Raw genomic sequence first — 22,201 nt, forward strand, 5'->3', positions numbered from 1 at the left:
CGGGCGCTGCGTCGGGTGTTCCGTACACCGTTGTACGGACCGTATGAGGGGTCCCGCCCTTCGCGAGGCGGGGGTGCTGCGGGGTGGCCCCGGCCCCGCACCGACGGCCGGAGGTCGGCGCAGCCGGGCGAAGCCCGGGAGGCCGCCTGCGGCCGAGCGGTGCGAGGACGGTGTCGAGAAGCGCTACACCATCAGCGAGCGGTCCGTCGGCTTGACCGGGTACGGGAGGGCGCTGCTGCCGGTCAGGAAGCGGTCCACGCCGCGGGCGGCCGAGCGGCCTTCCGCGATGGCCCAGACGATGAGCGACTGGCCGCGGCCCGCGTCGCCGGCGACGAAGACGCCGTCCACGTTGGTCGCGTAGGAGGCGTCGCGGTCGATGTTGCCGCGGGCGTCCATCTCCAGGCCGAACTGCTGGGTGAGACCGTTCGCCTGGTCGGTGCCCGTGAAGCCCATCGCCAGGGTGACCAGCTGCGCGGGGAGGACGCGCTCGGTACCGGGCTTCTGGACGAGCTTGCCGTCCTCGAAGGCGACCTCGACCAGGTGGAGGGCCTGGACGTTGCCGTCCTCGTCGCCCTCGAAGTGGGTGGTGGAGACGGAGTAGACCCGCTCGCCGCCCTCCTCGTGGGCCGAGGTGACCTTGTAGAGCATCGGGAAGGTCGGCCACGGCTGGTTGGCGTTGCGGTCCTCGCCCGGCTTGGGCATGATCTCCAGCTGCGTGACCGAGGCCGCGCCCTGGCGGTGGGCGGTGCCCACGCAGTCCGCGCCGGTGTCGCCACCGCCGATGACGATCACGTGCTTGCCCTCGGCCGTGATGGGGGGCGCCATGAAGTCGCCCTCCTGGACCTTGTTGGCGAGCGGCAGGTACTCCATCGCGAAGTGGATGCCGTTCAGCTCGCGGCCCGGGACCGGCAGGTCGCGGGAGACGGTCGCGCCCGCCGCGATGACCACCGCGTCGAACCGCTTGCGCAGGTCGGTGGCGGTGATGTCGCGGCCGACCTCGATGCCGGTACGGAACTTGGTGCCCTCCGCGCGCATCTGCTCGATGCGGCGGTTGATGTGCACCTTCTCCATCTTGAACTCGGGGATGCCGTAGCGCAGCAGGCCGCCGATGCGGTCCGCGCGCTCGTACACGACCACGGTGTGGCCGGCCCGGGTCAGCTGCTGGGCGGCGGCGAGGCCCGCCGGGCCCGAGCCGATGACGGCGGCGGTCTTGCCGGACAGCCGCTCCGGCGCCTGCGGGGTGACGTCGCCGTTGTCCCACGCCTTGTCGATGATCGAGACTTCGACGTTCTTGATGGTGACGGCGGGCTGGTTGATGCCGAGCACGCACGCCGACTCGCACGGGGCCGGGCACAGCCGCCCGGTGAACTCCGGGAAGTTGTTCGTCGCGTGCAGCCGCTCCGACGCGGCGGCCCAGTCCTCGCGGTACGAGAAGTCGTTCCACTCCGGGATCAGGTTCCCGAGCGGGCAGCCGTTGTGACAGAACGGGATGCCGCAGTCCATGCAGCGCCCGGCCTGCTTGCTGATGATCGGGAGCAGCGAGCCCGGAACGTAGACCTCGTTCCAGTCCTTGAGCCGATCGGCGACGGGACGGGTGCAGGCGGTCTCGCGCGGGGTGGTGAGGAAGCCCTTCGGGTCAGCCATGGGTCGCCGCCTCCATCATCTTCTCCGTGGTCTCGGATTCCGAGAGTCCGGCGAGCTCAGCGGCGTCCTTGGCGGCGAGCACTGCCTTGTACGTGGTGGGGATGATCTTGCTGAAGCGGTCCACCGCGACGGACCAGTCAGCCAGGAGCTTCGCGGCCACGGTCGAGCCGGTCTCCTCCTCGTGGCGGCGCACCACATCGTGCAGCCACTGCTTGTCGGTGTCGGACAGGGCCTCGACGGCGCCCGCGTTGCCGACGTTGACGTTGTGCGGGTCGAGGTCGATGACGTACGCGACGCCGCCCGACATACCGGCCGCGAAGTTACGGCCCGTCTCGCCCAGGACGACCGCCCGGCCACCGGTCATGTACTCGCAGCCGTGGTCGCCCACGCCCTCCGAGACGACCAGCGCACCGGAGTTACGGACGCAGAAGCGCTCGCCGGTGCGGCCGCGCAGGAACATCTCGCCGCCGGTGGCTCCGTAGCCGATGGTGTTGCCGGCGATGGTGGAGTACTCGGCGAGGTGGTCGGCGCCGCGGTCCGGGCGGACCACGATGCGGCCACCGGAGAGGCCCTTGCCGACGTAGTCGTTGGCGTCGCCCTCCAGGCGGAGGGTGATGCCCTTCGGCACGAAGGCGCCGAAGGACTGGCCGGCGCTACCGGTGAAGGTCAGGTCGATGGTGTTGTCGGGCAGGCCCGCGCCACCGAACTTCTTGGTGACCTGGTGGCCGAGCATGGTGCCGACGGTCCGGTTGATGTTGCGGATCGAGACCTGGGCGCGGACCGGCTGGGCCGCCTCGGCGGTCTCGGCGTTCAGCGCGTCGGCCGCGAGCTCGATCAGCTCGTTGTCGAGGGCCTTCTCCAGACCGTGGTCCTGCTCGATCAGGGCGTGGCGGACCGCGCCCTCGGGCAGCTCCGGCACGTAGAAGAGCGGCTCCAGGTCGAGACCCTGCGCCTTCCAGTGCGTGACGGCCGCGGTGGTGTCGAGGAGTTCGGCGTGGCCGACGGCCTCCTCGATCGTGCGGAAGCCCAGCTCGGCGAGGAGCTCGCGCACCTCCTCCGCGATGTATTCGAAGAAGTTGACGACGAACTCGGGCTTGCCGGAGAAGCGGTCGCGCAGGACCGGGTTCTGGGTGGCGATGCCGACCGGGCAGGTGTCCAGGTGGCAGACGCGCATCATGACGCAGCCGGAGACGACGAGCGGCGCGGTCGCGAAACCGAACTCCTCGGCGCCGAGCAGCGCGGCGATGACCACGTCGCGGCCGGTCTTGAGCTGGCCGTCGGTCTGGACGACGATCCGGTCGCGCAGCCCGTTGAGCAGCAGGGTCTGCTGGGTCTCGGCGAGGCCGAGCTCCCAGGGGCCGCCCGCGTGCTTGAGCGAGGTGAGCGGGGAGGCGCCCGTTCCGCCGTCGTGGCCGGAGATGAGGACGACGTCCGCGTGGGCCTTGGAGACACCGGCCGCGACCGTACCCACGCCGACCTCGGAGACCAGCTTCACGTGGATGCGGGCGACCGGGTTGGCGTTCTTGAGGTCGTGGATCAGCTGAGCCAGGTCCTCGATGGAGTAGATGTCGTGGTGCGGCGGCGGGGAGATCAGGCCGACACCCGGGGTGGAGTGCCGGGTCTTGGCGACCCACGGGTAGACCTTGTGGCCGGGCAGCTGGCCGCCCTCGCCGGGCTTGGCACCCTGCGCCATCTTGATCTGGATGTCGTCCGCGTTGACCAGGTACTCGCTCGTGACACCGAAGCGGCCGGAGGCGACCTGCTTGATGGAGGAGCGGCGCGCCGGGTCGTACAGGCGGTCCGGGTCCTCGCCGCCCTCACCGGTGTTGGACTTGGCGCCCAACTGGTTCATGGCGATGGCGAGGGTCTCGTGCGCCTCCTTGGAGATGGAGCCGTACGACATGGCGCCGGTGGAGAAGCGCTTGACGATGTCGGCGACCGACTCGACCTCGTCGATGGAGATGGCTTCGCGGTCCGACTTGAAGCCGAACAGGCCGCGGAGCGTCATCAGGCGCTCGGACTGCTCGTTCACCCGGGCCGTGTACTGCTTGAAGATGTCGTACCGGCGGTTGCGGGTGGCGTGCTGGAGGCGGAAGACCGTCTCCGGGTCGAACAGGTGCGGCTCGCCCTCGCGGCGCCACTGGTACTCGCCGCCGATCTCCAGCGCGCGGTGCGTGGCCGCGATGCCGGAGACGGGGTACGCCTTGGCGTGGCGCGCGGCCACCTCCTTGGCGATGACGTCCAGGCCGGCGCCGCCGATCTTGGTGGCGGTGCCGTTGAAGTAGGTCTCGACGAACTCGTCGTTCAGGCCGACGGCCTCGAAGACCTGGGCGCCGCGGTAGGAGGCGACGGTGGAGATGCCCATCTTGGACATGACCTTCAGGACGCCCTTGCCGAGCGCGTAGATCAGGTTCTTGATGGCCTGCTCCGGCTCCAGGCCGGACAGGAAGGTACCGGCGCGCAGCAGGTCCTCGACGGACTCCATGGCGAGGTACGGGTTGACCGCGGCCGCGCCGTAGCCGATGAGGAGGGCGACGTGGTGGACCTCGCGGACGTCACCGGCCTCGACCAGCAGACCCACCTGGGTGCGCTGCTTGGTGGCGATGAGGTGGTGGTGCACGGCGGAGGTGAGCAGCAGCGACGGGATCGGCGCGTGCTCGGCGTCCGAGTGACGGTCCGAGAGGACGATCAGGCGGGCGCCGTTGGCGATGGCCGCGTCGGCCTCGGCGCGGATCGCCTCGATGCGGGCGGCCAGGGCCTCGCCGCCGCCGGAGACCCGGTAGAGGCCGGAGAGCGTGGCGGCCTTCATGCCGGGCATGTCGCCGTCGGCGTTGATGTGGATGAGCTTGGCCAGCTCGTCGTTGTCGATCACCGGGAAGGGCAGGGTGACGCTGCGGCAGGTCGCGGCGTTCGACTCCAGCAGGTTGCCCGCGGGGCCGAGCGAGGACAGCAGCGAGGTGACGAGCTCCTCGCGGATGGCGTCCAGCGGCGGGTTGGTGACCTGCGCGAAGAGCTGGGTGAAGTAGTCGAAGAGCAGCCGGGGGCGCTCGGACAGGGCCGCGATCGGGGAGTCCGTACCCATGGAGCCGAGCGGCTCGCCGGCGGTACGGGCCATCGGCGCGAGGATGACGCGCAGCTCTTCCTCGGTGTAGCCGAAGGTCTGCTGGCGGCGGGTGACCGAGGCGTGGGTGTGCACGATGTGCTCACGCTCGGGCAGGTCCGACAGCTCGATCTCGCCGGTCTCCAGCCATTCCGCGTAGGGCGCGGCGGCGGCCAGCTCGTTCTTGATCTCGTCGTCCTCGATGATCCGCTTCTGGGCGGTGTCGACGAGGAACATCTTGCCGGGCTGCAGGCGGCCCTTGCGGACGACCTTGGCCGGGTCGATATCGAGCACGCCGACCTCGGAGCCGAGGACGACGAGGCCGTCGTCGGTGACCCAGTAGCGGCCGGGGCGCAGACCGTTGCGGTCGAGGACCGCGCCGACCTGGGTGCCGTCGGTGAAGGTGACGCAGGCCGGGCCGTCCCAGGGCTCCATCTGGGTGGAGTGGTACTTGTAGAACGCGCGGCGGGCCGGGTCCATGGAGGTGTGGTTCTCCCACGCCTCCGGGATCATCATCAGCACGCTGTGCGGGAGCGAGCGGCCGCCGAGGTGGAGCAGCTCCAGGACCTCGTCGAAGGAGGCCGAGTCGGAGGCGTCCGGGGTGCAGATCGGGAAGATCCGGTCCAGGGCGCCCTCGCCGAAGGCGGCGGTGACCAGCTGGGACTCGCGGGCCTTCATCCAGTTGCGGTTGCCCTTGACCGTGTTGATCTCGCCGTTGTGCGCGACGAAGCGGTACGGGTGGGCGAGCGGCCACGACGGGAACGTGTTCGTGGAGAAGCGCGAGTGGACCAGGGCGACGGCCGAGGCGAAGCGGCGGTCGGAGAGGTCCGGGAAGAAGGGCTCCAGCTGGCCGGTGGTCAGCATGCCCTTGTAGACGATGGTGCGGGCGGAGAGCGACGGGAAGTAGACGCCGGCCTCGCGCTCGGCGCGCTTGCGCAGCACGAAGGCCTTGCGGTCCAGCTCGATGCCCGTGCTGCCGTTGCTGACGAACAGCTGCGAGAAGGCCGGCATGGTGGCGCGGGCGCCGTTGCCGAGCAGGTCCGGGGTGACCGGGACCTCGCGCCAGCCGAGGACCGTGAGGTTCTCCTCGGCGGCGATGGCCTCGATCCGCTCCACGGCGACGGCCTGTGCGGTGCCGTCGGCGGGGAGGAAGGCGATGCCGACGGCGTAGCCGCCGGCCTCGGGGAGCTCGAAGCCGGCCACCTCGCGCAGGAACGCGTCGGGGACCTGGCTGAGGATTCCGGCGCCGTCGCCCGAGTCCGGCTCGGAGCCGGTCGCGCCGCGGTGCTCGAGGTTCCGCAATACGGTCAGGGCCTGCTCAACGAGTGTGTGGGTGGCCTCGCCGGTGAGGTTCGCCACGAATCCGACGCCACAGGCGTCCTTCTCGTTGCGCGGGTCGTACATGCCCTGCTGGGCGGGGCGACCGTCCATGGGCGACCAGGCGGTGGTGCTGGGGCCGGTCGCGGAGTGCGTGGATGCGGAACGCATCGGCTCTCCCGTCGTCGTCGTGGCATATGTGCATAGCCGAGGGACGACGTTGGCCCTCTGCGAAATTTCGTGCAGATTACATGATGACGACAATCCCGAGAAGCGGATACGTCATTCCAGCATGCGGACACTGCACGAGGCAGAAAGAGCGGACTTCCGCGGCGCGTACGGGTTTTTCGCGAGGCGGACGTCCGGATGCAGGGCGGGCATCGTTGCCCGGAGCCCTGGTGTGATTCCCGGCGGACACGGAATCGAAACCGCCGGGTAACGGACTACTTATGTTGCGTACTGCATAGTGTCTCACTCCAGCCGCGGTCAGCCTATGGCTCCACCGATCCAGGTTCCCAGGATGTACGTCACACCGGCGGCCGCGCCACCCAGGGCCAGCTGGCGCACACCGCTGTACCACCAGGACCGGGCGGTGACCCGGGAGACGATCGCGCCGCACGCGAAGAGTCCGGCCAGCGCGAGCAGCACCGCGGGCCACAGGGACGTGGCGCCGAGCAGGTACGGCAGGACGGGGAGCAGCGCGCCCAGCGCGAAGGACCCGAAGGACGAGACGGCGGCGACCAGCGGCGAGGGCAGGTCGTCGGGGTCGATCCCGAGCTCCTCGCGGGCGTGGATCTCCAGCGCCTGCTCGGGATCGCGCGACAGCTGCATGGCGACCTCGCGGGCGAGCGGCGGCTCGACCCCGCGGGAGACGTAGAGCTCGGCGAGCTCCTCCATCTCGTCGACCGGATGCTTGCGCAGCTGCTGACGCTCCACGTCCAGTTCGGCGAGGACCAGTTCGCGCTGCGAGGCGACGGAGGTGTATTCGCCGGCCGCCATCGAGAAGGCACCGGCCGCGAGACCCGCCAGCCCGGTGATGACGACGGTCTGCGGGGCGACGGCGCCGCCGGCCACACCGGTCATCAGGGCGAGGTTGGAGACGAGCCCGTCCATGGCACCGAAGACGGCCGGCCGCAGCCATCCACCGTTGACGTCACGGTGGGTGTGGTTGTCACGGTGCGCGGTGTGCAGTGGTGCTTCGATGTCGATGATGGACATGCGTGAAATCTCCCCAAATGTGCGAACGGGCGCCGAGACGCGCCCCGCTCCCCCTGAACACCTCGAAACTACGCACGATTTCTGCCGCCCGCCAGCAAGGAAGGCCGTACTTACCTGGGCTTTTGCGGGTCGGCGACCGGGTGACGGGGGTGTTCGCGGGGTGTTTCGCGGCAGGCGACAAACCACATGCCATGGCACAAATCCCCCAAGGGCTCATGATGAGCCCCATCGAATGTGGGAGAGGCGCGCCATGGAGCCGATGAAGCTGATTGCATGCAATCCGCAGGTCCTCCTCGAACGGGCCAGGGGCGCTCTTCTCGGACTCGCGGTGGGCGACGCGCTGGGCGCTCCCGCGGAGAACATGAAGCCGTCGGAGATCCGGGCCAAGTGGGGCCGCATCGAGGGGTTCGTGTCGGAGGACCCGGCGGGCACGGACGACACCGAGTACGCGATCTTCTCCGGGCTGCTGCTGGCCCGCCACGGCTCGGCGCTCACCGTCTCCCACGTGGAGCGGGCCTGGCACCACTGGATCGCCGACCTCGACGAAGGCCCGTTCCGGGGCGCCGGGTTCTCCGAGCGCGGCACGCTGGAGAACCTCCGCCGAGGCCTCGCCGCACCCATCTCGGCACAACACCGGCACGCCTGGTCGGATGGCCTGGCCATGCGGGCCGCGCCGTTCGGCGTCTTCGCCGCGGGCCGACCCGCCGAAGCGGCCCGGCTCGTCGCCATCGACGGCTCGGTCAGCCACGACGGCGAGGGCATCTACGGCGGCCAGGCCGTCGCGGCGGGCGTCGCCGCGGCCATGGCCGGCGGCTCCCCCGCCTCCGTGGTCTCCGCCGCCCTGTCCGTCATCCCGTCCGACTCCTGGACGGCCCGCTCCCTGCGCCGAGCGGTCACCGCCGCTCCGCGCGGCGAACGGGCGGTGCGCTCGGCGGTGGTCATCGGCGGCTACCCGTGGACCGACCTGGCCCCCGAGGCGGTCGGCCTGGCCTTCGGCGCCTTCGCCGCCTGCCGGGGCGACTTCCCGTCCTCCGTCCTCACCGCCGTGAACATGGGCCGCGACGCCGACACCACGGCGGCGGTGGCGGGCGCCCTGGCCGGTGCGCTGTCGGGCGCCGCCGCGATCCCCGCCGACTGGTCCTCGGCCATCGGCCCGGTCCGCGGCAGCTGCCTCCCGTCGATGCGGGGCTACCACGTCCTGGACATCGCGGACCTCCTCACCCCGGAATGCGAGGCCGTCCGATGACCTCTTCCTCGGAGGAGCGGGGACCCGGGGACCTGACACCGGCCGGTCAGGTCCGGGCCGAGACACTCGCGCCGCCCACGGGTACGGGCCCGAACCCGGCCGAACCCGGGCCCGGGGTCCTGCCCCCCGGCGGTCGGCCCCGGGCCGAGGCGCCGCCGCGCACGCTGCCCGCAGCACACCTGGCCATGGGCTCGGGTCCGGCTCCGGCTCCGGCTCCGGCTCCGGTTCCGGCGGAGTGGCGGTACGGGGGCCTGCCCCCGGCCCCGGCCCCGGCGGAACAGGGGCCCGCGGGCCTGCCGTCGGCCGAGGCTTCACCGCGCGCGCTGTCGGCACTGCCGTCGGCTCCGGCGGAGCGAGGGCCCTCGGGCCCGACCCGCGGTACGGCTCCGTTCCCGGCCGGGCCGGCGCCCGTAGGCCCGCCTCCGGGCGGTCGGGCCCGGGCCGAGGTACCGGCGCGCGCATTGCCGTCGGCCCCGGCCGAGCCGGGCTCCGGGGTCCCGGCCCCGGGTGGTCGGGCCCTGGCGGAACCGGGGCCCGAAGGCCTCACCTCGGGCGATCGGGGCCCGGCCGGGGCCCCGCCGCGTTCGCTGCCCGCGGCGTCGGAGGAGGGCGGCGTGGGAAGGGTCCTCGCCCCCCACCCCGGGACGGGGTCCCGGATCGTGGTCCGGGCCGGGCAGCACACCGCCCGCCCGGAGCGTTCCGCCGAGCTCCCCGCAGGGGGCCCGGCCCGCCCCATCGAGGGGCTCCTCCTCGGGCTCGCCGCGGGCGACGCGGCCGGGTGGCCCGCCGCCCGCCACCGCGCCAGCCGGATGCCCGAGTGGACCCGCCGCCTGACCCGCGAGCTCGACACCTTCGCCGAGCAGAACGCCACCACCACCCTCCCCGTCCCCATCGCCCTCAACCAGCCCCCCGAACCGCTGCGCCTCGGCCCCTCCGACGACGCCGAATGGGCCGCCTTCGTCGCCGAGTCCGTGCTCACCGCCGCCGGCGTCCTGCTCAGCGACCTCAGCAGGTCGAGAAGGATGCGCGCGGCCATCGACCTCGCCTGGAACGCCCTCGCCTCCGAGGTCGCCGCGGCGGCGGAACGCGCCCCCGAGGTCGAGTCCGCCGTCCTCCCCCTGCGCGCCCGGATCTCCGTCCGCGCCGGCCTCGGCAATCTCGCCACCGGCCTGCGCCCGCCCGCCACCGGCCACGACAACCCGCACTACTTCGACGACGCCGCCTGCGTGCGCGCCTGCGTCCTCGCCGTCGTGCACCCCGGCGACGCCCGCGCGGCGGCCGACCTCGCCGAATTCGACGCCCGCTACACCCAGGACGGCGACGGGGTGCACGGCGCCCGCGCCATGGCGGCCGCCGTCGCCACCGCGCTCACCACCGCCGACGTCGACGCCGCCGTGGACGCCGCCCTCGAACAGCTCCCCGAGGCCACCGAGATCGGCCGCAACGCCCGGCACGCCGTCCGCCTCGCCCGTACCCACAAGGGCGGCGGCGCCTTCGCCATCGTCCCCACCCTCGAACACGAGATCGTCGACCACGTCTACAGCTACGGGATCGCCGCCGCGGAGACCGTCCCCGTGGCCCTCGCCCTCGCCACCGCCGCCCGCGGCAGGATGACCGAAGCCGTCCCGGCCGCCGCCTGCCTGTCCCGTGTCGCGGACTCCGCTCCCGCCCTGGCCGGCGCGCTGACCGGCGTCCTCGGTGGCGGCGACTCGATCCCCGCCGCCTGGCGCGAGGCCTGCCGCACCCTCTCCGGCTGCGCGCTCCCCCGCCTCGCCGGCACCGACCTCGTGGAACTCGCCGCGCTCCTCGCGGCCACGGAACTCACCTCACCCAAGGGATGATTCGGACATGACGCTCACGTTGGAGGACCGGGCCCGCGGCGCTCTCGTCGGAGCCGCCGTCGGCGACGCGCTCGGTGGCCCGGTGGAGGGCTGGACCCCGGACCAGATCGTGGAACGGCACGGCGGCCGCGTGCACGGCATCGTCGGCCCCTGGCACGAGGACTGGCGGACGGCCCGCCCCATCGCCCCGTACCACAAGGGCGACGGGCACGTCACGGACGACACCCTGATGACGCACGCGCTGGTACGGGTCTACGAGGCGGTACGCGACCACCTCGACGCCTACGCCGTCGCCGAGCACCTGGTCCCGGACCTGATGACCAACCCCCGCTGGATCCCCGAACTGGAGGCCGAGGCCCTCCCGCTCCAGCGGATCTTCCTCGCCGAGAAGTGGATCGTGACCCGGCTGCACTACGCGCACGTCGACCCCCGCGAGGCCGGCAGCGGCAACATCGTCAACTGCGGCGCGGCGATGTACATGGCGCCGGTGGGCATCGCCAACGCGGGCAATCCGGCGGGCGCGTACGCGGAGGCGCTGGACATCGCCGGCGCGCACCAGTCCTCGTACGGGCGGGAGGCGGCCGGTGTGTTCGCGGCGGCGGTGGCGGCCGCGTGCGTACCGGCGGCGACGGCCGCCTCGGTGGTGGACACGGCCCTGTCCCTGGCCAAGGACGGCACGCGCGACGCGATCGCCGCCGTCCGCGAAGTGGCTTTGCGCCACCGGGACTTCGAGTCGGCTCTGGCCCCGCTACGGGCAGCGGTCGCCCCGTACGACTCGGTCGGCCCCGACTACCGCGCCCCCTCCCTGGACGCCCGCCGCCCGTCCCGCCTGCACGCCATCGAGGAGCTCCCGATCGCGCTGGGCATGCTGCTCGTCGCGGACGGACGGTACGGGACGGCCGTGCTCGGGGCGGTCAACTACGGCCGGGACTGCGACTCCATCGCCACCATGGCGGGGGCGATCGCCGGGGCCCTCGGCGGCGAGGCCGTGGTTCCGGCCGCCTGGGCCAAGCAGGTCGCCGAGGCCAGCCGCCTCGACCTGCACGCCCCGGCCGAGGCACTGGCCGCGGTGGCCCGGGAGATCTTCGCGCTCGACCGGTCCCGCCGCCGGTCCCACGAGTCGGCCTTCACCGCGATCGCGGCAGACCGGTGACAGGCTGCGCCGGGCCCGCCCCGGCCGCTCCCGCGCGCCCGCCGGAATCCCACGACGCCCCCGGCCCGGCCCGCCGCCGCTCCCCGCGGGAGCCCGGGCCGGACCCGGAGCCCGGCCCGGCGTGCGAGCTCCTGCGGCTGACCTGGGCCCAGCCCGAGGACCTCGTCGGGCACGAGCTGCGCCAGGCCGCGCAGGACGGCCGGGACCCGGCCGCCGCCCTCCGCACCTGGCTCGCGGCGGGCGGCCACCCCGCCCCCGAACGCGCCGGGTCCTCCCCCACCCCGGCCCCACCGGAACTGCGCGCCCTGGCAGCCCGCCTCCTCGACGACCTGGCGCAGCTCCCACCCGGCTCCACGGCCGACGAGCCCCTGTCCTGGCCCGCGATCCGAGCCACCTGGCCGCCCGCCCGCACCCGGGCTGCCCGGGCCCCCGCAGCAGGGGCGCCGCCCGCAGGACGGGATCCCCTGCGGCCCGCCGTCCTCGGAGCTGCCCCGGCCCACGCAGCGAGCACTCGGCCCGAGCGGGATCCCCGACGCCCGGCGGCACAGCCCCACCCCGGCCCCGACGGCCGGATCCACGAGCCCCAGCCGGGCAGCAGGAACGCACCCCGGCCCGCACACCAGGCCGCGGCCGGCGGGGAACGGGGCACCGCCCCGGACTCCGGCCCGCCGCCCGCAGGGCAGGCCCCCCTTCCGCGAACCGGGCCGGAGGCCGCCCTGCGGACCCGGCTGGAAGCCGCATGGCTGGGGCGGGCCGTGGGGTGCCTGCTCGGGAAGCCCGTCGAGAAGCTGCCCCTGGAGGGGATCCGGGCACTGGCCCGCGGCGCCGGCAACTGGCCGCTGAACGACTGGTTCAGCGAACGCGGCGTCCCGCCGGAGCTGCTCGCCGCCCACCCCTGGAACCGCCGCTCCGCCCCGACCTCCCTCGCCGAGAACATCGACGGCATGCCCGAGGACGACGACCTCAACTACCCCCTCCTCGGGCTGCTCCTGCTCCAGCGGCACGGCAAGGGCTTCACCACCGCCGACGTGGCCCGCCTCTGGCTCGACGAGCTGCCGGCCGGGCGGACCTTCACCGCCGAGCGCATCGCCTACCGCAATCTCCTCCTCGGCCTGGAGCCCCCCGCCACCGCCACCCACCACAACCCCTTCCGCGAGTGGATCGGCGCCCTCATCCGCGCCGACGTCCACGGCTGGACCAACCCGGGCGACCCGGCCGCCGCCGCGGCCCAGGCCTACCGGGACGCCGCCCTGACCCACACCGGCAACGGCGTCTACGCCGCCCTCTTCGTCGCGGCGGCCACCGCCACCGCCGCCACCGGCCGGTCGGACGTCCACACCGCGCTGCGGACCGGGCTGGCCTTCGTACCGCCCCGCTCGCGCCTCGCCGAGGCCGTCCGGTTCGGGATCCGGGCGGCCGGCCGGGAGAGCGACTTCGACCTCGTCGTCGACCGGCTGCACGCGCGCTACGGGCACTACCACTGGGTCCACGCCGTCCCCAACACCGCGCTGATCGCCGCCGCCCTCACCCACGCCGACGGGGACTTCACCCGCTCCGTCTGCCGCGCCGTGTCCGGCGGCTGGGACACCGATTCCAACGGAGCCACCGCCGGCGCCCTCGCCGGACTGCTCACCGGCTCCCCGGACGCGCTCCCGCACCGCTGGACCGCACCCCTGAAGAACCGCCTCGCCACCACCGTCCCCGGCTTCGACGGCATCGGCTTCGACACCCTCGCCCACCTCACCGCACAGGAGGCAGCACGCTCATGACGGCCATCGCCGTGCTCGGCAGTACGAACATGGACCTCGTCGCCTACGTCCCCAAGGCCCCCCGCCTCGGGGAGACCGTCACCGGCCGGGCCTTCCGCACGGTCCCCGGCGGCAAGGGCGCCAACCAGGCCGTCGCCGCCGCCCGCGCCGGCGGGGAGGTGGTGATGATCGGCGCGGTCGGGGCCGACGAGTTCGGCGTACGGCTGCGCTCCGCGCTCACCGCGGCCCGGGTCGACACGGCGGGCCTGCGCACCGTCGAGGGCGCCAGCGGCACCGCCCACATCACCGTCGACGACGAGGGCGGCAACAGCATCATCGTCATCCCCGGCGCGAACGCCGCCGTCACCGGCCTGGAGGCGGGGGACGAGGCCCGCATCGCCGCCGCCGGATCCCTCCTCCTCCAGCTGGAACTGCCCCTCTCCGCCGTACTGGCCGGGGCCCGCGCCGCCCGCGCGCACGGCGTCCGGACGGTGCTCACCCCGGCCCCTGCCCAGCCACTGCCCGCCGAACTGCTCGCCGCGACCGACCTCCTCGTCCCGAACGAGCACGAGGCGGCCGCCCTCACCGGGCTCACCGATCCCCTCCAGGCCGCCGAGGCCCTGCTGGCCGAGGTGCCCGAGGTGGTGATCACCCTCGGCGCGGCCGGGGCGCTGTACGCCGCCCGCGGCGCGGAACCCCTGACCGTGCCCGCGCCCCGGGTGCGGGCCATGGACACGACCGCCGCCGGGGACACCTTCGTCGGGGCCCTCGCGGTGGCCCTGGCCGAAGGCCGGCCGATGCCCGCCGCCCTGCACCGGGCCTCGGCGGCGGCCGCGCTCTCCGTGCAGCGACCCGGCGCCCAGGACTCCATGCCGACGCGCGCCGAGACCGACGCCTTCGCCGCGGCGCACCGCGGAGCCGCCTCGTGACCCCCGACGGGCGTCGGCCCCCGAGCTGCTCCGGCGGGGCCGGGAATGTGTCGGGGCGATCCCCGCAGGGCGCCGAACGCACCACCGCCGCACTTCCCGGCCCCGGGCACCGTTCGGCGCCCGAGGAGACGCCCCGGCGCGCGCCCGGCCCCACCGAAGCCACCGCCCCCGACCCCGCCGAAGCCCGGCCAGGGCAAGGGCCGCTGGCGGGGCTCCGGGTGCTCGACCTGGCCACCCTGTTCGCCGGGCCGCTGACCGCCACGCTGCTCGGCGACTTCGGAGCCGAGGTCGTCAAGGTCGAGCACCCCGACCGTCCCGACCCCTCGCGCGGCCACGGCCCCGCCAAGGACGGCATCGGCCTGTGGTGGAAGCTCCTCGGCCGGAACAAGCGGACGATGACCCTCGACCTGTCCACCCCGGGCGGCCGGGACACCCTGCTGCGGCTCGCCGCCACCGCCGACGTGATCGTCGAGAACTTCCGCCCCGGCACCCTGGAGAAGTGGGGGCTGGGCTGGCCCGAGCTGTCCGCGGCCAACCCGCGCCTGATCCTGGCTCGCGTCACGGCCTTCGGCCAGCACGGCCCGTACGCCCACCGCCCCGGCTTCGGCACGCTCGCCGAGGCGATGAGCGGTTTCGCCGCGATCACCGGGGAGCCGGACGGCCCGCCGACCCTGCCGCCGTTCGGGCTGGCCGACTCGATCGCCGCGCTGACCTGCGCGTACGCCGTGATGACCGCCCTCGCCGGGCGGGACCGCACCGGGCACGGTCAGGTGGTGGACCTGGCGATCGTCGAACCGATCCTCACCGTGCTCGGCCCGCACCCGCTCTGGTACGACCAGCTCGGCTACGTCCAGCCCCGCACCGGCAACCGCTCCACGAACAACGCCCCCCGCAACACCTACCGCAGCGCCGACGGGCGCTGGCTGGCGGTCTCGGCCTCCGCGCAGTCCATCGCCGAGCGGGTCGTACGGCTGGTCGGCCGGCCCGAGCTGATCGCCGAGCCCTGGTTCGCGACCGGCGCCGGCCGGGCCCGGCACGCGAGCGTACTGGACGAGGCCGTCGGCGGCTGGATCGCCCGGCACAAGGCCGAAGAGGTGGTCGCGGCGTTCGAGGACGCCGAGGCGGCCGTGGCCCAGGTCTACGACGTACGGGACGTGATGGCCGACCCGCAGTTCGCGGCCCTCGACACGGTCACCGAGGTCGAGGACCCGGAGCTGGGACCGCTCCGTATGCAGAACGTCCTCTTCCGGCTCTCCGAGACCCCGGGCGGGATCCGCTGGGCGGGCCGCCCGCACGGGGCGGACACCGAGGAGGTCCTGACCGAGCTCGGGCTGACCGAAGCCGAGATCACCGCACTGCGGACCGAGGGAGCCCTGTGATCCTGACCTGGCTGTACGCGCCCGGCGACCGTCCGGAGGTGGTCGCCAAGGCCCTCGGCTGCGGGGCGGACGCCGTCATCGTCGACCTGGAGGACGCGGTACCGGCCTCGCGGAAGGAGTACGCCCGCGCGGCGACCGCCGAGCTGCTCACCGAGCGGCCCCCACTGCCCGTCCACGTCCGCGTCAACGCCCTGGGCTCCCCCTGGGGCGGCGCCGACCTCACCGCCCTCGGGGGACTGCACGGGCTCGCGGGGCTGCGGCTGCCCAAGATCAGCGCCCCGGCGCAGATCTCGGCCGTCGCCGACCGCACCGGCGGGGTGAGCCTGCACGCCCTCCTCGAATCGGCGGTGGGGGTGGAGCGCGCCTACGACATCGCCCGCGCGCACCCCGCCCTGCGCGGGCTCTCCCTCGGTGAGGCGGACCTGCGGGCCGATCTGGCCGTCAGCGCGGAGACGGGCCTGGACTGGTGCCGCTCCCGGGTGGTGGTCGCGGCCCGGGCCGCGGGTCTGACGCCTCCGGCGCAGTCGGTGTTCCCCGACATCCGGGACCTGGAGTCGCTGGCCGTCTCGTGCGCCCGGGGCCGTTCCCTGGGGTTCCTCGGCCGGGCGGCGATCCACCCGCGCCAGCTCCCGGTGATCGAGCGGGCCTACCTTCCGCAGCCCGAGGAGGTCGACGCCGCGGTGGAGGTGTTGAGCGCGGCCCGGGCCACCCCGGGCGCGCTGGCCCTGCCCGACGGACGGTTCGTGGACCCGGCGGTCGTGGCGGCGGCGCACCGCACCCTCGCGCTCGCCGCCCGCGAGGCCGCCCGCTGACCGGGCCGGGCTCCGCCCCGGACCCCGCGCCTCAAACGCCGGCGGGGCTGAATTCAGCGGCTCCGCCTCCTGGGGGTCGGCACCGGCGCCGGCCGGCGTGGCGGCGGGGAACGTGAAGGGGGTGCCGCGCTGTGCGCGGCACCCCCTTCACGGACCGGTCAGGTCAGCGCTTGCCCGCTTCCGGGGCCCCGGCCTCGGCCTCGGCCTCGGCGGGCGCGTCCTTCTTCGTGAGGACCGGCGTCTTGGCCTCGGCCGGCTCGGGCTTCGCCGCGTCGGCGGCGTCCGAGGGCTTGGCCTCGGCGGTGGCGTCGGCACCGTCCTTGCCGTCGGAGCCCTCCCGGTCCGGTTCGACGACCGTCTCGCGGCCCGGCCGCAGCTTCGCCGACAGCACCAGGTAGACGACCGCCAGGACGAAGACGACGATCGAGGTCCAGACGTTCAGCCGGACGCCCAGGATGTGGTGCGCCTCGTCGACGCGCATGTACTCGATCCAGCCGCGGCCGACGCAGTACGCGGCGACGTACAGGGCGAAGGCCCGTCCGTGGCCGAGCTTGAAGCGGCGGTCGGCCCAGATGACCAGCAGCGCCACGCCGACGCACCACAGCGACTCGTACAGGAAGGTCGGGTGGTAGGTCCCGGCGTCCCGGTTCGGGCCCGCCGTGATCTGCACCGCCCACGGCAGGTCGGTGGCCCGGCCGTACAGCTCCTGGTTGAACCAGTTGCCCCAGCGGCCGCAGGCCTGGGCCAGCGCGATGCCGGGGGCCAGGGCGTCCGCCCAGGCCGGCAGCGGGATCCCGCGCAGGCGACAGCCGATCCAGGCACCCACCGCGCCGAGCGCGATGGCGCCCCAGATGCCGAGTCCGCCCTCCCAGATCTTGAAGGCGTCGACCCAGTTGCGGCCCTCGCCGAAGTAGAGCTGGTAGTCGGTGATCACGTGGTACAGGCGACCACCGACCAGGCCGAAGGGCACGGCCCACACGGCGATGTCCGCGACCGTGCCCGGCTTTCCGCCGCGCGCGATCCATCGCCTGTTGCCGAGCCAGACGGCGACGAAGACGCCGATGATGATGCAGAACGCGTAGCCGCGGAGCGGGATCGGTCCGAGATGGATCACGCCGGTCGACGGACTGGGGATGTAAGCAATGTCCATGGCAGACATGACGCTACCTTGCCGGGCGGTGCGTACCGCAACCCGCCCGGCAGGACGAAACCAAATCCAGACATGGAACGGGCTTCGGTCAGTGCTCCGAGGACCCGCTGGAGGGGGAGGTGGTGGAGCCGCCGGAGGCCCCGCCCGTGGACCGGTTCGAGGACCCGCCGGACGACCCGCCGGACGATCCGCCGGACCCGCCCGACCCGGTGCGCGAGGCCGACGGCGAGGCCTTCGCCCCGGCCTTGGTCCCGGATCCGGGGGTCGAGCTCGTCGACGGTGAGGCCTTCCCGCCCTCGGCTCCGGCGTCCGCGCCTCCCGAGACCTTGGCCGCGGCTTCCACCTGCTCCTTCAGCTTCTGCGGGGTCACCTGGTTCGCCTGGTCGGAGAGGATGTCCTTGCCGTTCAGCAGCACGGTGGGGGTGCCCCGGAACTGTCCGGCGGTGAAGGCGCCGTCCGACTTGGCCACCCAGCTGTTGTGCGTGCCGTCCTCGACGCACGAGCGGAACTCGGGGGTGTCCAGCCCGTCGACCTTGCCCGCCAGCTCCAGCAGCTTCGCGTTCTTGCCGAAGGCGTCGTCGATCTCCTGCGGCTGGTTCTGGAAGAGGAGGTCGTGGTACGCGGTGAACTTGCCGGCGTCCTGCGCGCAGGCTGCCGCGTTGGCCGCCTTCAGCGAGCCGCTGCCGCCCATCCTCCGGTCGATGAGCGTGACCAGGTGGTAGTCGACCTTGAGCAGCCCCTTGGCCTCCAGGTCGTGGATGACGTCGCGGTAGTTGTCCTCGAAGAACTTGCAGGAGGGGCAGCGGAAGTCCTCCCACACGGTGAGGGTGGACTTCGCCTCCGGCTGACCCGAGCGGATGGCGAGGGCGTCCTTGCCGGTGGCCCCGGAGGGGGCGACCACCGGGCCCGCCTTGGCGGAGCCGCTCTTGCCGGTGTTGGCCGCGATCACGCCCACGACGGTCGCCAGGCCGAGGACGCCGACCACCGCCGACGCCACGATCAGGGTCCGTCGGCGCTTGTCCCGGGTCTTCTGCCGCTCGCGCTCCACGAGGAGTCGTTCCCGGGCCGATCGTTTCGTCGCATCGCGGTTCGCACCGTCGTTCTTCTCGCTCACGTTCCGCCAAACGAAGCAGGGAGGCACTCGCGTGCCTCCCTGCCCGCACTTCCACCCGATCGGGCTACAGAACCCGATCAGACATCCGTGCCCGTGCTCGAACGCGCGTCAGCTCCGGCGTACGCCTTCGGCGAGTTCGCCCGCGAGCGCGCGCACCGCGTCCAGTCCGGCCGGCAGGTCCGGCGCGTCCAGGAGCAGCTTCACGAAGGCCGAGCCGACGATGACGCCGTCGGCGAAGCCCGCGACCTCCTTGGCCTGGACGGCGTTGGAGACGCCGAGGCCGACGCAGACCGGCAGGTCGCTGGTGGCGCGGGTGCGGCGCACCAGATCGGCGGCCTGGTCGCCGACGGACTCGCGGGTGCCGGTGACCCCCATGAGGGAGGCGGCGTAGACGAAGCCGGAGCCGGCCGCCGTGATGGTGGCCAGGCGCGCGTCCTTGCTGCTGGGAGCCACGACGAAGACGGTCGCCAGACCGTGCTTGTCCGCGTGCTCGCGCCACAGCGCGGATTCCTGCACCGGCAGGTCGGGCAGGATGCAGCCGGCGCCGCCGGCCGCCGCCAGCTCGGCCGTGAACCGCTCGACGCCGTAGCGGTCGATGGGGTTCCAGTAGGTCATCACCAGGACCGGGGCCCCGGTGGCCTCGTGCGCCTCGCGGACCGTGCGGATCACGTCGGCGATCTTGACGCCACCGCGCAGGGCGATGTCGTCGGCGGTCTGGATGATCGCGCCGTCCAGCACCGGGTCGCTGTGCGGGAGACCGATCTCGACGACGTCCGCGCCGCCCTCGATGACGGCCTTGACCGCGTCGATGGCACCGTCGACCGTCGGGAAGCCCGCCGGCAGGTAGGCGACGAGGGCCGCGCGGTCCTCGGACTTCGCCTTGGCGAGGGTGTCGCTCAACAGCTGGAGGTTGCCGGTACTCACTTGTTCTCCCCCTCGCCGTCGTACAGCCCGAAGTAGCGGGCCGCCGTGTCCATGTCCTTGTCGCCGCGACCGGACAGGTTGACGACCAGCAGGCCGTCCTTGCCCAGTTCCTTGCCCAGGTCGAGGGCGCCCGCGAGAGCGTGCGCCGACTCGATCGCCGGGATGATCCCCTCGGTGCGCGAGAGCAGGCGCAGGGCCTGCATCGCCGCGTCGTCGGTGACCGCGCGGTACTCGCCGCGGCCGGAGTCCTTGAGGTAGGAGTGCTCCGGGCCGATGCCGGGGTAGTCCAGACCGGCCGAGATGGAGTACGGCTCGGTGATCTGGCCCTCCTCGTCCTGGAGGACGTAGGAGCGGGAGCCGTGCAGGATGCCCGGCTCGCCGGCGGTCAGCGTGGCCGCGTGCTCGCCGGTCTCGACGCCGTGCCCGGCGGGCTCGAAGCCGACCAGGCGGACGTCGGCGTCCGGGATGAAGGCGTGGAAGAGGCCGATGGCGTTGGAGCCGCCGCCGACGCAGGCCGCGACGGCGTCGGGCAGCCGGCCGGCGCGCTCCAGGATCTGGCGGCGGGCCTCGACGCCGATGACCCGGTGGAAGTCGCGGACCATGGCGGGGAAGGGGTGCGGGCCGGCGACCGTACCGAAGAGGTAGTGGGTCCGGTCCACATTGGCGACCCAGTCGCGGAACGCCTCGTTGATGGCGTCCTTGAGCGTCCGGGAGCCGGACTTCACCGCGATGACCTCGGCGCCCAGCATGCGCATGCGGGCCACGTTGAGGGCCTGGCGCTCGGTGTCGATCTCGCCCATGTAGATGACGCATTCGAGGCCGAAGAGCGCGCAGGCGGTGGCGGTGGCCACGCCGTGCTGACCGGCGCCGGTCTCGGCGATGACGCGGGTCTTGCCCATGCGCTTGGTGAGCAGCGCCTGACCCAGCACATTGTTGATCTTGTGCGAGCCGGTGTGGTTCAGGTCCTCGCGCTTGAGGAAGATCCGGGCGCCGCCGGCGTGCTCGGCGAAGCGGGGCACCTCGGTGAGGGCGCTCGGCCGGCCGGTGTAGTTGACCATGAGGTCGTTGAGCTCGGCCGCGAAGGCCGGGTCGCCCTTGGCCTTCTCGTACTCGACGGCGACCTCGTCCACGGCGGCGACGAGCGCCTCCGGGATGAACTTGCCGCCGAAGTCGCCGAAGTAGCCCTCGGCGTTGGGAACGTGACCCTCCGGGTCCGGGATGAAGAACTCGCTGGACATGTCCAGTGCTCCTACGGGTGCGAGATGCGGCGGGGTGGATTCACCGTATTGCGCCGCCCGCCCGTGCCGCGCACACCCCGCTGGGGAATGTCGTGCGTACGGTGCGGAGCGGCCCGCGTCCGGAGCCGGCGGCTCGGGACGTCAGGCCGTACGAGAACTGCGCGCGGGGCGGTACGTCTCCCGTACCGGACCGCGGCGGTCCTCGTTACAGCGCGCCTCCGCGGCGCCATCGCATGCCGTTGACCTGACCGGGCTCGGAGCCGATCACGTACCGGACCCGCCGCCCGTGCACGCGCCGGGCCGGGGCGCGGCAGCCGCGGGGGCGGCAGCCGCGCGCCAGGGGCGCGTGCGCCGTCGGCACGCCGACCGGGCGGGAGCCCGGTCGGTTGCGGACGGAGGAGCGGTCGTGGGTCATGGGTGCGGGTCAGCTCCGCCCGTGGCGCAGGGCGGGGTGGGCGCCGGCGGCGACGAGGTCGGCCACGGCCGCCTTCGGGTCGCGTCCGGTCACCAGGGACTCCCCGACGAGGACGGCGTCGGCGCCCTCGTTGGCGTAGGCGATCAGGTCGTGCGGGCCACGGATGCCGGACTCGGCGATCTTGACGATGTGGTCCGGGATCTCGCCGACGACGCGCTCGAAGGTGGAGCGGTCGACCTTGAGGTCCTTGAGGTTGCGGGCGTTGACGCCGATGATCTTGGCGCCGGCGGCGACCGCGCGCTCCACTTCCTCCTCGTCGTGGACCTCGACGAGCGGGGTGAGACCGATGGACTCGGCCCGCTCGATGAGGGAGACGAGGGCCTCCTGCTCCAGGGCCGCGACGATCAGCAGGACCAGGTCGGCGCCGTAGGCACGGGCCTCCCAGAGCTGGTACGCCGTGACGATGAAGTCCTTGCGCAGGATCGGGATGTCCACGCGGGCGCGGACGGCCTCCAGGTCGGCCAGCGAGCCGCCGAATCGGCGCTGCTCGGTGAGGACGGAGATGACCGCCGCACCGCCAGCCTCGTAGTCGGCGGCGAGCCCGGCCGGATCGGCGATGGCGGCCAGCGCACCCTTCGAGGGGCTGGACCGCTTGACCTCGCAGATCACCTTGACGCTGTCGCCACGCAGGGCAGCGACGCCGTCCTTGGCCTGGGGCGCCTTGGCGGCACGCTCCTTGAGCTCGTCGAGGCTCACGCGGGCCTGCCGTTCGGCAAGGTCTTCGCGGACCCCTTCGATGATCTCGTCGAGCACACTCACGCGAGCGGCCCCCTTCCGGGTCGATGACGGTCGGCCGCCTTGCAGACACGTACAACAGCAAGGTCGACCTTCAAATGGTATCCGCAGGAGGCGTTGCCCTCCGCACGCGGTTGACGACGTCCCAGTAACTGGACATTCGGAATCCGTGCTTCAT

Annotated in this window: 16 protein-coding genes; 7 read left to right on the plus strand and 9 right to left on the minus strand. The window is 73.3% G+C overall.

Features of this window, described 5'->3' with window-relative positions; all coding sequences use genetic code 11:
• Positions 1 to 183: 183 nt before the first annotated feature.
• From OG624_RS12130 to OG624_RS12140, 3 genes are all read right to left on the minus strand, one after another.
• Positions 184 to 1,644: a glutamate synthase subunit beta gene (locus tag OG624_RS12130; protein ID WP_033222035.1), complete on the minus strand. Its 1,461-nt coding sequence runs from the start codon at positions 1,642 to 1,644 to the stop codon at positions 184 to 186.
• Positions 1,637 to 6,175, minus strand: a complete 4,539-nt coding sequence (gene gltB / locus OG624_RS12135; protein WP_033222198.1) for a glutamate synthase large subunit — start codon at positions 6,173 to 6,175, stop codon at positions 1,637 to 1,639. The genes OG624_RS12130 and gltB overlap by 8 nt, the downstream gene beginning before the upstream one ends.
• A gap of 372 nt (positions 6,176 to 6,547) precedes the next feature.
• The gene (locus OG624_RS12140) at positions 6,548 to 7,279 is read right to left on the minus strand and encodes a VIT1/CCC1 transporter family protein (RefSeq protein WP_371587607.1); all 732 of its coding nucleotides are present in this window, start codon (positions 7,277 to 7,279) and stop codon (positions 6,548 to 6,550) included.
• Between the two features lie 259 nt (positions 7,280 to 7,538).
• Between OG624_RS12140 and OG624_RS12145 the strand changes: the two genes are divergently transcribed.
• The 7 genes from OG624_RS12145 to OG624_RS12175 all read left to right on the plus strand — a co-directional run bounded on the left by OG624_RS12145 (position 7,539) and on the right by OG624_RS12175 (position 16,387).
• A complete protein-coding gene (locus tag OG624_RS12145) occupies positions 7,539 to 8,525 on the plus strand; it encodes an ADP-ribosylglycohydrolase family protein (RefSeq protein WP_033222196.1) in 987 nt (328 codons plus the stop codon).
• 614 nt (positions 8,526 to 9,139) lie between these two features.
• Positions 9,140 to 10,366, plus strand: coding sequence for an ADP-ribosylglycohydrolase family protein (locus OG624_RS12150; RefSeq protein ID WP_051763418.1), 1,227 nt, complete (start codon positions 9,140 to 9,142; stop codon positions 10,364 to 10,366).
• Between the two features lie 7 nt (positions 10,367 to 10,373).
• Positions 10,374 to 11,519: an ADP-ribosylglycohydrolase family protein gene (locus tag OG624_RS12155; protein ID WP_033222031.1), complete on the plus strand. Its 1,146-nt coding sequence runs from the start codon at positions 10,374 to 10,376 to the stop codon at positions 11,517 to 11,519.
• Positions 11,516 to 13,288: an ADP-ribosylglycohydrolase family protein gene (locus OG624_RS12160; RefSeq protein ID WP_371639411.1), complete on the plus strand. Its 1,773-nt coding sequence runs from the start codon at positions 11,516 to 11,518 to the stop codon at positions 13,286 to 13,288. The genes OG624_RS12155 and OG624_RS12160 overlap by 4 nt, the downstream gene beginning before the upstream one ends.
• Entirely contained in the window at positions 13,285 to 14,196 is a 912-nt protein-coding gene (rbsK, locus tag OG624_RS12165) for a ribokinase (protein WP_371639412.1), read from the plus strand. Before OG624_RS12160 ends, rbsK begins: the two co-directional genes overlap by 4 nt.
• A gap of 203 nt (positions 14,197 to 14,399) precedes the next feature.
• Positions 14,400 to 15,575 (plus strand): CaiB/BaiF CoA transferase family protein, encoded by a 1,176-nt coding sequence (locus tag OG624_RS12170; RefSeq protein WP_051763417.1) that lies wholly within the window; start codon positions 14,400 to 14,402, stop codon positions 15,573 to 15,575.
• Complete coding sequence (locus OG624_RS12175; RefSeq protein ID WP_033222027.1) at positions 15,572 to 16,387, plus strand: HpcH/HpaI aldolase/citrate lyase family protein; 816 nt, start codon at positions 15,572 to 15,574, stop codon at positions 16,385 to 16,387. Before OG624_RS12170 ends, OG624_RS12175 begins: the two co-directional genes overlap by 4 nt.
• A gap of 163 nt (positions 16,388 to 16,550) precedes the next feature.
• Here the strand turns inward: OG624_RS12175 and lgt are convergent, their stop codons facing one another.
• From lgt to trpC, 6 genes are all read right to left on the minus strand, one after another.
• Positions 16,551 to 17,537, minus strand: a complete 987-nt coding sequence (gene lgt, locus OG624_RS12180; protein ID WP_033222026.1) for a prolipoprotein diacylglyceryl transferase — start codon at positions 17,535 to 17,537, stop codon at positions 16,551 to 16,553.
• A gap of 88 nt (positions 17,538 to 17,625) precedes the next feature.
• Positions 17,626 to 18,651 carry a DsbA family protein gene (locus tag OG624_RS12185; protein ID WP_078909391.1) on the minus strand — a complete coding sequence of 342 codons (1,026 nt, stop codon included), beginning with the start codon at positions 18,649 to 18,651 and terminating at the stop codon, positions 17,626 to 17,628.
• 108 nt (positions 18,652 to 18,759) lie between these two features.
• Positions 18,760 to 19,575 (minus strand): tryptophan synthase subunit alpha, encoded by an 816-nt coding sequence (trpA, locus tag OG624_RS12190; protein WP_371639413.1) that lies wholly within the window; start codon positions 19,573 to 19,575, stop codon positions 18,760 to 18,762.
• Entirely contained in the window at positions 19,572 to 20,813 is a 1,242-nt protein-coding gene (gene trpB, locus OG624_RS12195; protein WP_161288391.1) for a tryptophan synthase subunit beta, read from the minus strand. The genes trpA and trpB overlap by 4 nt, the downstream gene beginning before the upstream one ends.
• Positions 20,814 to 21,018: 205 nt before the next feature.
• Complete coding sequence (gene trpM, locus OG624_RS12200; RefSeq protein WP_030724550.1) at positions 21,019 to 21,228, minus strand: tryptophan biosynthesis modulator TrpM; 210 nt, start codon at positions 21,226 to 21,228, stop codon at positions 21,019 to 21,021.
• Positions 21,229 to 21,237: 9 nt separating this feature from the next.
• On the minus strand, positions 21,238 to 22,047 hold the full coding sequence (gene trpC / locus OG624_RS12205) for an indole-3-glycerol phosphate synthase TrpC (protein ID WP_030012837.1): 810 nt from the start codon (positions 22,045 to 22,047) through the stop codon (positions 21,238 to 21,240).
• Positions 22,048 to 22,201: the final 154 nt, after the last annotated feature.

The organism is Streptomyces virginiae, from assembly GCF_041432505.1.
In the GTDB taxonomy this organism is placed as follows: Bacteria; Actinomycetota; Actinomycetes; order Streptomycetales; family Streptomycetaceae; genus Streptomyces; species Streptomyces virginiae_A.

Coding starts and splice junctions, on each gene's coding strand:
- trpM (WP_030724550.1), bottom strand. CDS start 21,228: ATGACCCACGACCGCTCCTCCGTCCGCAACCGACCGGGCTCCCGCCCG.
- gltB (WP_033222198.1), bottom strand. CDS start 6,175: ATGGACGGTCGCCCCGCCCAGCAGGGCATGTACGACCCGCGCAACGAG.
- OG624_RS12145 (WP_033222196.1), top strand. CDS start 7,539: ATGAAGCTGATTGCATGCAATCCGCAGGTCCTCCTCGAACGGGCCAGG.
- lgt (WP_033222026.1), bottom strand. CDS start 17,537: ATGGACATTGCTTACATCCCCAGTCCGTCGACCGGCGTGATCCATCTC.
- rbsK (WP_371639412.1), top strand. CDS start 13,285: ATGACGGCCATCGCCGTGCTCGGCAGTACGAACATGGACCTCGTCGCC.
- OG624_RS12155 (WP_033222031.1), top strand. CDS start 10,374: ATGACGCTCACGTTGGAGGACCGGGCCCGCGGCGCTCTCGTCGGAGCC.
- OG624_RS12140 (WP_371587607.1), bottom strand. CDS start 7,279: ATGTCCATCATCGACATCGAAGCACCACTGCACACCGCGCACCGTGAC.
- trpB (WP_161288391.1), bottom strand. CDS start 20,813: ATGTCCAGCGAGTTCTTCATCCCGGACCCGGAGGGTCACGTTCCCAAC.
- OG624_RS12130 (WP_033222035.1), bottom strand. CDS start 1,644: ATGGCTGACCCGAAGGGCTTCCTCACCACCCCGCGCGAGACCGCCTGC.